General features: G+C 72.7%; 11 protein-coding genes. All 11 read left to right on the forward strand.

All coding sequences use genetic code 11. From position 1 onward, the window contains the following. The first annotated feature begins 103 nt into the window (after positions 1-103). The 11 genes from ACFY3L_RS13620 (at position 104) to aroB (ending at position 13,525) form a co-directional block, all read left to right on the forward strand. Entirely contained in the window at positions 104-1,504 is a 1,401-nt protein-coding gene (locus ACFY3L_RS13620) for a replication-associated recombination protein A (RefSeq protein ID WP_389322641.1), read from the forward strand. Then, positions 1,501-4,467 carry a hypothetical protein gene (locus ACFY3L_RS13625; RefSeq protein ID WP_389322413.1) on the forward strand — a complete coding sequence of 989 codons (2,967 nt, stop codon included), beginning with the start codon at positions 1,501-1,503 and terminating at the stop codon, positions 4,465-4,467. The genes ACFY3L_RS13620 and ACFY3L_RS13625 overlap by 4 nt, the downstream gene beginning before the upstream one ends. A gap of 103 nt (positions 4,468-4,570) precedes the next feature. Continuing rightward, on the forward strand, positions 4,571-5,020 hold the full coding sequence (locus tag ACFY3L_RS13630) for a DUF948 domain-containing protein (protein WP_389322643.1): 450 nt from the start codon (positions 4,571-4,573) through the stop codon (positions 5,018-5,020). Between the two features lie 55 nt (positions 5,021-5,075). Beyond that, positions 5,076-5,342 (forward strand): hypothetical protein, encoded by a 267-nt coding sequence (locus ACFY3L_RS13635; RefSeq protein WP_389322415.1) that lies wholly within the window; start codon positions 5,076-5,078, stop codon positions 5,340-5,342. After that, the gene (gene alaS, locus ACFY3L_RS13640) at positions 5,339-7,999 is read left to right on the forward strand and encodes an alanine--tRNA ligase (RefSeq protein WP_389322417.1); all 2,661 of its coding nucleotides are present in this window, start codon (positions 5,339-5,341) and stop codon (positions 7,997-7,999) included. The genes ACFY3L_RS13635 and alaS overlap by 4 nt, the downstream gene beginning before the upstream one ends. Before the next feature lie 86 nt (positions 8,000-8,085). Then, a complete protein-coding gene (gene ruvX / locus ACFY3L_RS13645) occupies positions 8,086-8,553 on the forward strand; it encodes a Holliday junction resolvase RuvX (RefSeq protein ID WP_389322419.1) in 468 nt (155 codons plus the stop codon). A 21-nt stretch (positions 8,554-8,574) separates the two neighbouring features. Continuing rightward, a complete protein-coding gene (gene mltG / locus ACFY3L_RS13650) occupies positions 8,575-9,771 on the forward strand; it encodes an endolytic transglycosylase MltG (RefSeq protein ID WP_389322421.1) in 1,197 nt (398 codons plus the stop codon). Then, on the forward strand, positions 9,772-10,566 hold the full coding sequence (locus tag ACFY3L_RS13655; RefSeq protein WP_389322423.1) for a shikimate dehydrogenase: 795 nt from the start codon (positions 9,772-9,774) through the stop codon (positions 10,564-10,566). A 228-nt stretch (positions 10,567-10,794) separates the two neighbouring features. Continuing rightward, a complete protein-coding gene (gene aroC, locus ACFY3L_RS13660; RefSeq protein ID WP_389322425.1) occupies positions 10,795-11,973 on the forward strand; it encodes a chorismate synthase in 1,179 nt (392 codons plus the stop codon). Then, entirely contained in the window at positions 11,970-12,467 is a 498-nt protein-coding gene (locus ACFY3L_RS13665; RefSeq protein WP_389322427.1) for a shikimate kinase, read from the forward strand. Before aroC ends, ACFY3L_RS13665 begins: the two co-directional genes overlap by 4 nt. After that, the gene (gene aroB, locus ACFY3L_RS13670; protein ID WP_389322429.1) at positions 12,464-13,525 is read left to right on the forward strand and encodes a 3-dehydroquinate synthase; all 1,062 of its coding nucleotides are present in this window, start codon (positions 12,464-12,466) and stop codon (positions 13,523-13,525) included. Before ACFY3L_RS13665 ends, aroB begins: the two co-directional genes overlap by 4 nt. Positions 13,526-13,831: the final 306 nt, after the last annotated feature.

A 13,831-nucleotide genomic window follows, 5' to 3' on the forward strand; every position in this document is an offset into this window, starting at 1 on the left:
GCATGTGGGGTGTGGGGAGGCGCGGTCCCCCACAAAACCGCGGCCCGCAAGGGTCGGGGAGCTGGAAGCTGTAGGGTCTGGGGCCGTGGACGGCTTGTTCGAGATGCAACCACCGGGCGGCGGCGACCCCGCGCCCCCCGGCGGGTTCGACGACGTCGCCGCCGACGCGCCCCTCGCCGTGCGGATGCGTCCGCGGACCCTCGACGAGCTCGTCGGGCAGCAGCACCTGCTCGCGCCGGGCGCGCCGCTGCGGCAGCTCGTCACCGGCGACGCGCCGATGTCGGTGATCCTGTTCGGGCCGCCCGGCTGCGGCAAGACCACGGTCGCGCACCTGGTCGCCAGGGCCGGCGACCGCAAGTTCGTGGCGTTGTCCGCGCTCAACGCGGGCGTCAAGGACGTGCGGTCGGTCATCGATGTCGCACGCCGCGAGCGGCGCCGGGGCGGGCCGCCGACCGTGCTCTTCATCGACGAGGTGCACCGCTTCAGCAAGACGCAGCAGGACTCGCTCCTCGCGGCCGTCGAGGACCGCACCGTCACGCTGCTCGCCGCCACCACCGAGAACCCGTTCTTCTCCGTCATCACGCCGCTGATGTCGCGCTGCGTGCCGCTGAAGCTGCACCCCCTGACCGACGACGACGTGCGCGAGCTGCTGCGCCGTGCCGTGACCGACCCGCGGGGGCTCGACGGCAAGGTGACGCTCGCTCCCGACGCGGAGGCGCATCTCGTACGACTCGCGGGCGGCGACGTGCGGAAGGCCCTCACCGCCCTCGAGGCGGCCGCGGCCGCGACGACGGCACAGGGCGCCGAGGCCATCGACCTGGCCACCGCCGAGCAGGCCATCGACGTGGCGGCGCTGCGGTACGACCGGGACGGCGACGAGCACTACGACGTGGTGAGCGCGTTCATCAAGAGCATCCGCGGCTCCGACGTCGACGCGGCCCTGCACTACCTCGCGAGGATGCTGGAGGCGGGGGAGGACGCCCGGTACATCGCCCGGCGCCTGATCGTGCACGCCAGCGAGGACGTCGGCATGGCCGACCCGACCGCCCTGCAGACCGCGACCGCCGCCGCGCACGCCGTGCAGTTCGTCGGCCTGCCCGAGGCGCAGATCGTCCTGGCGCAGGCGGTGATCCACCTGGCGGTCGCCCCGAAGTCCAACGCGGTCGTGGTCGCGATCGGCGCCGCCATGTCCGACGTCCGCGCCGGGCACGGCGGTGCAGTTCCCGCGCATTTACGCGATTCGCATTACAGCGGTGCATCCAAGCTCGGCCACGGCAAAGGGTACAAATACCCTCACGACGACTCCCGAGGCGTTGTGCAGCAACGGTACGCCCCGGAAGGGCTCGACGACCGGGAGTACTACCGCCCTACGGGCCATGGCGCAGAGCGCGCTGTGGCGGAACGATTGCCGAAGCTGCGGCGTATCGTGCGGGGGACCGCAGTGTCGGCAGCAGAACCCACAACCGACGGCGCGACCAGCATGGTGGAGGAGCGGCACCGGTGACATCGGGTCGAGATGAGGCCAAGAAGCGGCGCGGCCGCGGCAAGGCCGAAGAAGGCCCGAGCGACGAGGACCTCGGCTGGCTCGCCGAACTCCGCAGCGCCCGGGGCGACGAGGACGTCCTGCAGCAGCCCCCCGCCGCGCCTCGCGACGGCGGTCACGACGTGCTGGACCAGCCCGCCCCCCGCCGCGCCGAGCCCACCCAGACCTGGCCGGCCCCCCGCGAGTCCCCGTCCGGCGGCATCCCCGCCCAGGGCCGCCGCGCCGCCGGCCGCGGTGAGGTCGAGCGTGAGTCGCCGTCGGGTGGTGTACCGGCGGCGGGCCGCCGCGCCGTCCCCGAGCCGCCGGCCGCGTGGCAGGTGGGCCGCGCCGCCGGCCGCGGTGAGGTCGAGCGTGAGTCGCCGTCGGGTGGTGTGCCTGCGGCGGGTCGTCGTGCCGTTCCTGAGCCGCCGGCCGCGTGGCAGCCGGAGGCGTCTCAGTCTGGTCGGCGGGTTGCTGGTCGTGGTGAGGCTGAGCGTGAGTCGGCGTCGGGTGGTGTGCCTGCGGCGGGTCGTCGTGCCGTTCCTGAGCCGCCGGCCGCGTGGCAGCCCGAGACCTCCCAGTCCGGCCGCCGGACCGCGCCCGAACCGTCCCAGCCGATCGGCCGCCGGGCCGTGCCTGACCCGTCCCAGCCGGCGGGTCGCCGCGCCGCCGCCGAGGCCGGCCCTTGGCAGGCCCAGGCCGACCCGGTCGTGCGCCGCGAGCCGGCGACCGGATCCGTGCCGGGTGCGGCAGCCACTCCACCGGCAGCCACTCCGCCGGCAGGCCCACCGCCCGCCGCCGGTCGTGCGTCCGCGACCGGTCGCACCTCCGTGCCCGGACCCGTCACCGGCAGGCCCGGCGTTCCCGAGGCCCCGCCGGCCACCGGCCGTACCTCCGTGCCCGGACCCGTCACCGGCAGGCCCGGCGTTCCCGAGGCACCACCGGCCACCGGCCGTACCACCGTCCCGGGGCAGGCCACCGGTCGCACCGCCGTTCCGGGGCCGGTCACTGGTCGCACCGCCGTTCCGGGGCCGGTCACGGGCCGCATATCAGTCCCCGAGCCCCCGCCCGCCACGGGCCGCACGCCCGTGCCCGAGGCTGGGCCGGCGACCGGCCGCGGCAGCGTGCCCTCCGCATGGGACGCCCCCGCTCGCCCGGCGGTGCCGGGCGGGCACCGGGCCGCCGACGACCGCCGCGCCGACGAGGAGTCGCCGTCGCGCGGGCGGCGGGCCGTGCCAGAACCCCGCCGGGGCGAACCCGACCTGGAGAGCAGCGGCGGCCGTCGGGCGTTCGAGGCGGCCACCGGCCCCGTCCCACCGGCCCAACGCCGTGGCGAACCCGACCTGGAGTCCAGTGGTGGCCGCCGGTCGTTCGAGGCGGCGCCACCACCGGCCCAGCGCCGTGGCGAACCGGACCTGGAGTCCAGTGGTGGCCGCCGGTCGTTCGAGGCCACCCCACCCGCTCAGCGCCGTGGCGAACCGGACCTGGAGTCCAGCGGCGGCCGTCGGGCGTTCGAGGCGGCCACCGGCCCCGTCCCACCGGCCCAGCGGCGTGGCGAACCGGACCTGGAGTCCAGCGGCGGCCGTCGGGCGTTCGAGGCGGCCACCGGCCCCGTCCCACCGGCCCAGCGCCGTGACGAACCCGACCTGGAGTCCAGCGGTAGCCGCCGGGCGTTCGAGGCGGCCGCGTCACCGGCACAGCGTCGCGGCGGCGCCGAGCCGGTCGGCCGGTTCGGCGCCGAGGCCGGTCCCGCGGCGGCCCAGGGCCGCCGCGTCACCGGCTCCGCCGGCTCCAGAGGCGCCGGCGCGCAGCAACCTGGACCGGAGCGGACCGGTTCGCAACACACCGGACCGCAGCACGCCGGCCCGAACGGACCGGGCGCGGGACCGCAGGAGCCCGCAGCGTTCGGCGCTCGCGGCCAGAGCGGCCCGCGGGCCGGTGGCGGCCCCCACGGCGATCCGCACGGCCGCGCCCAGGGCGGCGGCGAGTCGTACGGGCGCGGCGGACCCTCGACGGGCACCACGGCCGGCAACCAGCACGGCCCTCAGGGCGGGCCGGGCGGCGCGCAGGGACGGGCGCACCCCGGCGGTCCGCAGCAGCGCGGGCCGCAGGGCGCACCCGGCGGGCGGCCGTCGCCGTACGGCGTGCCCCGGCAGCCGGGGGAGGCGCCGCCGAAGCCGTTCGTGGACCTGGCGCGGTTCGACCCCAACCCCGCGACCACGTACCGCGGCATCGCCACCACACCGGGAGCGTTCGACTGGGAGTCCACGACGCAGATCGCGCCGTTCGGGCTGCTGCAGCTCGCGCAGGCCAAGCGGGTGCGGCAGCTGCGCCTCGCGACGATCATCTTCGTGGTGCTCGCGGTGGTGAGCGCGCCGGCGGCGTTCTTCGTGATCCGGGAGTTCACCAGGGACCCGGTGTTCGTGGAGCTCGACAACCTCAACCTGCCGGAGTGGGCGGCCCGCAACCCGACCGACGGGGCGCTCGGCAGCCGCTGGTGCATCCGGGAGTGCCGGTCCCGGCAGCGGACCTGGGAGTCGGCGCGCGGCCCGGAGGAGACCAACCGGGCGTTCGTCGGCAAGCTCAAGGACGCCGGCTGGGTCGAGTGGGACATCCCGGACTGCCAGGCCGAAGGCGTCGACGGGATCGAGACGTGCTGGCAGCGCGACGAGTACGTCCTCGACCTGTGGGTCCGCGCGGCCGTCTGCGAGGTGAAGGGCGCCCGCCCGACGGTGAACCCGTCGCAGGTGAACCCGTCGCCGTCGGGCAAGCCGACGTCGAAGGCACCGGCCAGCCAGCCCGCGTCGCAGGAGCCGGCGCCGCAGCCGTCGGGGGAGGGCGAGCCGGGCCCCGCGCCGACCGCGATCTGCCCCCTCGCGGTGGCGACCGTCAAAGTCTTCAACCGGATCAGCTACGGCCCAGGTGGCGGACAGGGCGGCGGTTGACGGCGACACCGGCCGGTCGAGAAGCGCCGTCTCATCACGGAGGGTAGGGTTCCTCCGTTGGATGAGCGCATCCACGCGGGTGAAGGAGGAGTCGGGCGTGACCGTGTCCCTGGGCGGTATCGCGGCGCTGGTGGCGTCGGGTGGGTTTTTCGTGCTCGTGCTGGTGCTCGCCGTGCCGATCCTGCGGGTCCGGCACACGATCGACGCGGCGACGGGTGCGCTGCGCGACGCCGCGGACCAGACGACCCCCATGCTGGAGCGGATCAACAGCACGATCGACAATGTCAACGTGGCACTCAACCAGGTGCACACCACGCTTGACGGGGTCAACATGCAGCTGGCGCGCATCGACACGATCACCGAGAACGTGTCGCACGTGAGCGCCAACGTGGCGAACCTGTCCACAGTGGTCAGTGCGGCCGCGGCGAACCCGCTCGTGAAGGTCGCCGCGTTCGGCTACGGCGTGCGCAAGGCCGCCGCCAACCGCCGCGCCGCCGCCGACGAGGCCGAGGTGCGCGAACAGATCAAGCAGTCACGGCGCAAGCGCGGCTAGTCGCGCGGGCCCTGCCTGTACAACACCTGACAAACGCGACAAGAAAGGTTGAGCCATGCGGCGCATGCTGTGGCTCGGGATCGGACTCGCCATCGGCGCTTTGGTCGTCCGCGCGGTCACCAAGAAAGCGCAGGCCTTCACCCCGCAGGGCATCGCCGCCTCGGCGCGCGACTCGGCCGTCGGCTTCGCCGGCACCGTCCGCGGGTTCGTCGACGACGTACGCGACGGCATGGCGGAGCGTGAGGCCGAGATCCACGCCGCGTTCGCGGAAGGCGCGACCCTCGACGAAGACCTTTACCCGGAAGGCCGGCAGCACCGATGAAGACCGCGGAGATCAAGCGTCGTTTCCTCGCCCACTTCGAGGGGGCGGGGCACACGGTCGTGCCGAGCGCGCCGTTGCCGGCGATCGCCGACCCGAACCTGCTGTTCATCAACGCGGGCATGGTGCAGTTCGTGCCGTTCTTCCTCGGCCAGCGCACGCCGCCCTACCCGCGGGCGGCGAGCGTGCAGAAGTGCATCCGGACGCCGGACATCGACGAGGTCGGCAAGACCAGCCGGCACGGCACGTTCTTCCAGATGAACGGCAACTTCAGCTTCGGCGACTACTTCAAGGACGGCGCGATCAAGCTCGCCTGGGACCTGTCGACCAACCCGGTCGACAAGGGCGGCTTCGGGCTGGACCCGGAGCGGATCTGGGCGACGGTCTACCTCGACGACGACGAGGCGATCGAGATCTGGAAGAAGATCGGCCTGCCCGCCGAGCGGATCGTGCGGCGCGGCAAGAAGGACAACTTCTGGTCGATGGGCATCCCCGGCCCGGCCGGACCGTGCTCCGAGCTGTACTACGACCGCGGCCCCGCCTACGGCAAGGAGGGCGGCCCGGAGGTCGACGAGGACCGGTACCTGGAGTTCTGGAACCTGGTCTTCATGCAGTACGAGATCACCAACGTGCGGTCGAAGGAGGACTTCGACATCGTCGGTGAGCTGCCGGCGAAGAACATCGACACGGGCATGGGCCTGGAGCGCATCGCCTCGATGCTGCAGGGCGTCGACAACCTGTACGAGATCGACGAGGTCAACCCGATCCTGAGCAAGGCCGCGGAGATGACCGGCAAGCGCTACGGGCAGGCCGTGTCGAAGGTCGCCGGCGAGTCGCACCCCGACGACGTGCGGCTGCGCGTCATCGCCGACCACGTCCGCACCGCGCTCATGGTGATCTCCGACGGGGTCACGCCCTCCAACGAGGGCCGCGGCTACGTGCTGCGCCGCATCCTGCGCCGGGCGATCCGCTCGATCCGCCTGCTCGGCTGGCACGAGGGTCCGGCGCTGCCGATCCTGCTGCCGATCGCGCGGGACTGCATGTCGCCGTCCTACCCGGAGGTCGCCGCCGACTTCGACCGGATCTCCACGTACGCGTACGGCGAGGAGGAGGCCTTCCTGCAGACGCTGCGGGCGGGCACGACGATCCTCGACACGGCGGTGACGGACGCCAAGAAGTCGCAGCGGACCGTGCTGCCCGGCGACAAGGCGTTCCAGCTGCACGACACGTACGGCTTCCCGATCGACCTGACGCTGGAGATCGCGGCCGAGCAGGGCCTGACGGTCGACGAGGAGGGCTTCCGCCGCCTCATGGCCGAGCAGCGCACCCGCGCCAAGGCCGACGCGAAGGCCCGCAAGACCGGCCACGCCGACCTGTCGCAGTTCCGCGCCGCCCTGGAGGAGGGTGGGCCGGTCGAGTTCACCGGCTACCGCGAGGTGGCCCGGGAGTCCGTCGTGCGGTCGCTGCTCGGTGCCGCCGCGGGCACCCAGGGCGAGGAGATCTCGCTGGTCCTGGACGCCACCCCGTTCTACGCGGAGGGCGGCGGCCAGATGCCCGACCTGGGCGTCATCACCACCGGCAGCGGCAAGGCCGAGGTCCTCGACGTGCAGAGCCCGCTGCCCGGCCTGATCGTGCACCGGGTCAAGATCCTCGAGGGCGAGATCCGGCCCGGCGAGTCGGCGTTCGCCGAGATCGACACCGCGCGCCGGCGGGCCGTGTCGCGGGCGCACACCGCGACCCACCTGATCCACCAGACGATGCGCAACTTCCTCGGCGAGTCGGCGACCCAGGCGGGCTCGCTCAACGCGCCGGGCCGGCTCCGCTTCGACTTCAACACCCCCGGCGCCGTGTCGCAGAGCGTGCTGCACGACGTCGAGCAGCAGGTGAACGAGGTGCTGCTGCGTGACCTGCTGGTGCACGCGTTCATCACCTCGCAGGAAGAGGCGCGCAAGCTCGGCGCCATGGCGCTGTTCGGCGAGAAGTACGGCGACGAGGTCCGCGTCGTCGAGGTCGGCGACTACGCCCGCGAGCTCTGCGGCGGCACGCACGTCGAGCGCTCCAGCCAGCTGGGCCTGGTGAAGATCCTCTCCGAGTCGTCGATCGGTTCGGGGGTACGAAGGGTCGAGGCGCTCGTCGGTCTGGACGCGTTCGGGCACCTGGCGCGGGAGCACGTCCTGGTGTCACGCCTGGCCGAGCTCTTCCGGGTCCCGGGCGACCAGGTCGCCGACCGGGTCGAGCAGACCGTCGCGCAGCTGCGCGACGCCGAGCGGGAGCTGGAGAAGCTGCGCACCCAGCTGGTGCTCGCCAACGCCGGCGGGCTCGCCGACGCGGCGAAGGACGTGCACGGTGTCGCGTACGTCGGCACCGAGGCGCCGGAGGGCGCCTCCGCGAACGAGGTCCGGACGCTGGTGCAGGAGATCCGCGGCCGGATCCCGGCGGATCGGCCCGCGGTCGTCGCCGTCGCCGCCCGGGCGGGCGGCAAGGCGTCGCTCGTCGTCGGCCTCAACGCGGCCGCGAAGAGCCGCGGCCTGTCCGCCGGTGACCTGGTCAAGGGCGCCCTGTCCGGCCGTGGCGGCGGCAACGCCGACCTCGCGCAGGGCGGCGGCGTGCCGGCGGCGGAGGCCCCCGCGTTGCTCGCGGCGGTCGAGCGAGCGCTGTAGATGATGTTGCATGCGGGTAGGTGAATTCGTCGATTCACCTACCCGCGGGCGTCCGCGGGGTGCGCGGTGCGCATAGGGTGCTACCCGTGACGACGCAGCCGTGGACCCGTGGCCGGAGGATCGGCATCGACGTCGGCAGTGTCCGCGTCGGCGTCGCGATCTGCGATCCGGACGGGATCCTCGCGAGCCCCGTCGCCACCCTGCCGCGCGATCAGGTCACCGAGAGTGACAAGGTCTCTTCCGACATGTCGGAAATCCTGCGACTGGTCGCCGAGCATGAAGTGGTGGAGATCGTTGTCGGGCTGCCGATCAACCTGGCCGGCAAGGAAGGGCCCGCAGCGGTCCTGATCAGGCAGTATGCCGACCGCTTGGCGGTGCTGGCGGACCCTGTCCCGGTCTTGCTGACGGACGAGAGGATGTCCACCGCGGCGGCAACACGTAGGCTGTCGGAGCGTGGCGTCCGGGGCAGGCGGCAACGCGCGGTCATCGATCAGGTGGCCGCCGTGGAGATCCTGCAACGATGGCTCGACGCGCGACGGGCCGTTCGCGGCTGAATGCCAGGAGGCGAAGGACAGATGGGCGAGCTTGACCTGGGCTGGGACGACGAGGAGCGGCCCAGCAGACATCGGCGCCGCGCCGCGTCCGCTCCGGCCCGCGGCAGACGGAAGGGCCGTGGAGGGAAGACCTTCCTCGCGCTCTTGATCAGTCTGCTGGTCTTCGGCGGTCTCGCGTTGGGCGTCTATGTCGGCGTCGACCGGGTCAAGGACATGTTCACCGCTGCCGACTACAACGGCGGCGGCACCGGCGAGGTGACGGTCGAGGTCCTGCCCAAGCAGTATGCCGCCGACATCGCCAACACGTTGGCGGAGAAGGGCGTCGTGAAGAGCGCGAAGGCGTTCGTCGAGGCGGCGAAGAAGGACGAGCGCAGCAAGAAGCTGCAGCCGGGCTTCTACAAGCTGCGCAAGCAGATGGCCGCCGCCCAGGCCCTGTCGATGATGCTCGACCCGAAGAGCCGCCTGGTCAACAAGGTGACGCTGCCCGAGGGCCTCACGTACCAGGACACGTTCAAGAAGCTGGCCGAGGTCACGAAGATCCCCTACGAGGAGTTCGAGAAGGCCTCGCAGGACACCAAGGCGCTCGGCCTGTCCGACGTGTGGTTCCAGCGCCAGGACGGCAAGGGCGTCGCCAAGAGCATCGAGGGCTTCCTCTTCCCGGCGACCTACGAGTTCCCACCCAACGTCACCGACGCGGCCGCCGTTCTGAAGATCATCATCAACCGGTTCAACCAGGAGATCGACTCCCTCGGGTTCATCGACGGCGTGCAGAACTCGCTGCACATCTCGCCCTACGAGGCGCTGATCGGCGCGTCGATCGCCCAGGTCGAGGGCCTCGACAAGGACCAGGAGGGCATCGTGCGGGTGCTCTACAACCGGGTCTACTCCGGCAAGTTCCCGTGCAACTGCCTGCAGGTCGACAGCACCGTCAACTACTACCTGCGCATCACCGGCAAGGGCGCCAAGCCGTCGACCGAGCTGCTCAACTCCGAGCTGCACAACAAGAAGAACCCGTACAACGCCCACGACGTCCCGGGCATGCCGATCGGGCCGATCAGCAACCCCGGCACCAGCGCGCTGAAGGCGGCGATCAACCCGCCGAAGCATGACTACTACTTCTTCCTCGCCATCGACACGGCCGGCAACACGGCGTACGCCAAGACGTACTCGGAGTTCCAGAAGCTGTGGGAGCAGGCGCAGAAGAACGGCGTCAAGTAGGTGCGGGCAGCGGTCCTCGGCCAGCCGGTGAGCCACTCGCGCTCACCGGCGATCCACAACGCCGGCTACGCGGCCGCCGGGCTGCGCGACTGGACCTACACGGCGATCGAGTGCGGCACCGCGGACCTGCCCGGGTTCGTCGCCGGGCTCTCGTCCGAGTGGGCCGGGCTGTCGCTCACCATGCCGCTCAAGGAGGTCGCGCTGTCGGTGGCCGCGATGGTCGACCCCTTCGCGGCGGCGATCGGCGCGGCGAACACGCTGGTCCGGCGGGCGTACGGGTGGCACGCGTACAACACCGACGCCCCTGGCATGGTCCGGGCGCTGCTGGAGGCGGGCGTCTCGCGCACGCCGCGGCTCGCCGTGCTCGGTGGCGGCGGCACCGCCCGGGCCGCCCTGGCCGCGGCCGCTTCGCTGTCGGCGGACGTCACGCTGTACACGCGGCGCCTCTCCGCCTTTGAGGAGCTGCAACCGGTGGCCGCGGCGCTCGACGTCGAGCTGTCGCACGCCCCTTGGGACTCGCTGTCCTCCTGCACCTCGTTTCCGGTCGTGATCTCCACGGTGCCGAAGGGGGCGGCGGACTCGCTCGCGGTCGCGGACTGGTCCGGGCGTCCCGTCGTGTTCGACGCGATCTACGAGCCGTGGCCGACGCCATTGGCCGCCGCGGCGTCCGCCGCCGGGTGCGCGATCGTGTCCGGGCTCGATCTGCTGCTGTGGCAGGCGGTCGACCAGTTCGAGCTGTTCACCGGGACGGCGGCGCCGGTCGCGGCGATGCGTGCGGCACTGTGTTCTGTCTGACGGGCTGCTGGCCGCTGGCGAGGCGGTGCTGCGTTCTGTCTGACGGGCTGCTGGCCGCTGGCGAGGCGGTGCTGTGTTCTGTCTGACGGGCTGCTGGCCGCTGGCGAGGCGGTGCTGTGTTCTGTCTGACGGGCTGCTGGCCGCTGGCGAGGCGGCCCTGTGTCCCGCCTGACGGGCTTCGGTGACCTCATTGCGGGAAGTGTCGTACCCGCGTGACATGCTTGCCGGGTGTTGCGCTGGTTGACCGCAGGTGAGTCGCATGGCCCGGCACTCGTCGCGATCCTGGAGGGTGTTCCCGCAGGCATCGAGCTGACGAGCGCGTCCGTGGCGGCAGAGTTGTCCCGTCGACGTCTCGGCTACGGCCGTGGCGCGCGGATGGCGTTCGAGCAGGACGTGGTCGAGTTCGTCGGCGGTCTCCGGCACGGGCGCACCCTCGGCAGCCCCGTCGCGATCCGCGTCGGCAACAGTGAGTGGCCGAAGTGGGAGACCGTCATGGCGGCCGACCCCGTCGACCCCGACGTGCTCGCCGCCCAGGCGCGCAACGCGCCGCTGACCCGGCCCCGCCCCGGCCACGCCGACCTCGCCGGCATGCAGAAGTATGGCCACACCGACGCCAGGCCGATCCTTGAGCGGGCCAGCGCGCGGGAGACCGCCGCCCGGGTCGCCGTCGGCACCGTCGCCAAGGCCCTGCTGCGCCAGGCGCTCGGCGTCGAGATCGTCTCCCACGTCATCGAGCTCGGGTCCGTCGCCGCCAAGCCCGGCCTGCTGCCCCGCCCCGAGGACTTCGACCGCATCGACGCCGACCCGCTGCGCTGCCTCGACCCCGACGCGAGCGCCCGCATGGTCGAGGAGGTCGACGCCGCGAAGAAGGACGCCGACACCCTCGGCGGCATCGTCGAGGTCCTCGCCTACGGCGTCCCGCCGGGCCTCGGCAGCCACGTGCAGTGGGACCGCAAGCTCGACGCCCGCCTCGCCACCGCCCTCATGTCCATCCAGGCGATCAAGGGCGTCGAGATCGGTGACGCGTTCACGCAGGCCCGCTCCCGCGGCTCGCAGGCGCACGACGAGATCATCCCCACCGCCGACGGCGTCCGCCGGGTCACCGACCGCGCCGGCGGTCTCGAGGGCGGCATCACCACCGGCGAGCCGCTGCGGGTCCGCGCCGCGATGAAGCCCATCTCGTCGCTCAACCGGGCACTGCAGACCATCGACGTCACCACCGGCGAGCCCGCCACCGCCATCAACCAGCGCTCCGACGTCTGCGCGGTCCCCGCCGCGGCCGTCGTCGCCGAGGCGATGGTCGCGCTCGTCCTCGCCGAGGCGGCCCTCGAGAAGTTCGGCGGCGACTCGGTCCCCGAGATCCAGCGCAACGTCGCCGGCTACCTGTCGAACCTGGTCATCCGGTGAGCCCTCGCGCCGTCCTGGTGGGCCCGCCGGGCGCCGGGAAGACGACCGTGGGCACGCTGCTCGCCGCGCTGCTGGGTGTCGGCTTCCGCGACGTCGACGCCGACATCGAGGCCACCGCCGGCAAGCCCATCCCGGAGATCTTCATCGACGAGGGTGAGGACCACTTCCGGGCGCTGGAGCGGGCCGCGGTGGCGTCGGCGCTGTCGTCGTTCGACGGGGTGCTGGCCCTCGGCGGCGGCGCGATCCTGGCTCCGGAGACCCGCGAGCTGCTCGCCGGGCACACCGTGGTCTACCTGACGGTCGAGCTGTCCGACGCGGTGTCCCGGGTCGGTCTCGGCAGCGGGCGGCCGCTGCTCGCCATCAACCCGCGGGCGACGCTGAAGTACCTGCTGGACCAGCGCCGCCCGCTGTATGAGCAGGTCGCCACCGTCACCGTCACCACCGGCGGGCGCACGCCCGAGGACATCGCCTCCGAACTGGCAGGGAAGCTGTGACCGCTGTCGTCGACGTCTCGGGCTACTCCGTCCTGATCGGGCGCGGGCTCTTCGACCGGGTCCCCGCACTGGTCAGCGGCGCGGCGCAGGTCGCGGTGCTGTTCGCCGCCCCCGTCCGCGGGCACGCCGAGCAGGTCATGGCCGCGCTGCGGGCCGCGGGCCACGTCGTGCTGCCGCTGGAGGTCCCGGACGCGGAGGCGGGCAAGGACATCGCCGTCGCCGCCGGCTGCTGGGACGCGCTGGGGGAGGCCGCGTTCACCCGCAGCGACGCCGTCGTGGGCGTGGGCGGCGGGGCGGTCACCGACCTCGCCGGGTTCGTCGCCGCGAGCTGGCTGCGGGGCGTCCGGCTCGTCCAGGTCCCGACCAGCCTGCTCGGCATGGTCGACGCCGCGGTGGGCGGGAAGACCGGCATCAACACCGCCGCCGGCAAGAACCTCGTCGGCGCCTTCTACCCGCCGGCCGGCGTCGTGTGCGACCTGTCGACCCTGGACACACTGCCCGCCGACGACCTGCGCGCCGGCATGGCCGAGGTGATCAAGTGCGGGTTCATCGCCGACCCCACCATCCTCGACCTCGTCGAGGCCGACCCGGCGCTCGCCCTCGACCCGCACGGCGCGGTGCTGCCCTCCCTGGTCGAGAAGGCCGTCGCCGTCAAGGCCAGGGTGGTCTCCGCCGACCTGCGCGAGTCCGGCCTGCGCGAGATCCTCAACTACGGCCACACCCTCGGCCACGCGATCGAGCGCCGCGAGCAGTACCGCTGGAAGCACGGCCACGCGGTCTCCGTCGGCCTCGTCTACGCGGCCGAGCTGGGCAGGCTCTCCGGCCGCCTCCCCGCCGACGTCGCCGCCCGCCACGCCGCGGTGCTGAAGCTGCTGGACCTCCCCGTCACGTACGACGCCGCCGCCTGGCCCGACCTCCACGCCGCGATGCGCGTCGACAAGAAGGCCCGCGGCGCGACGCTGCGCTTCGTGGTGCTGGACGGCCTCGCCACCCCGGGCACCCTCGCCGGCCCGCCCGACGACCTGCTCTTCGCCGCCTACGCCGCAGTGGCCGCCTGACCCTCTGCTCCGCCGCCGGCTCTCATGATCCCGAATGGTTCCGGTAGCCCTGGCTACCGGAACCGCACAGGATCACGGGGGTAGCTGGCCGTTGCTGGACTGGCTGGTGTCAGGGCTGACCCCTCATGATCCCGAATGGTTCTGGTGGCTCTGGCTGCCGGATTCGCACGGGATCATGGGGGAGAGGGCCGCGTCGATTGCTGGACCGGGCGGTACCAGGGTGGGCTTCCATGATCCGGAAGACTTTGTGCTGCTTTGACGGCAACAAGTCTTCCGGATCACGGGTTGCTGGCCGTTGCTGGACCG

It is taken from the genome of Dactylosporangium sp. NPDC000521, assembly GCF_042898305.1.
Lineage (GTDB): Bacteria > Actinomycetota > Actinomycetes > Mycobacteriales > Micromonosporaceae > Dactylosporangium.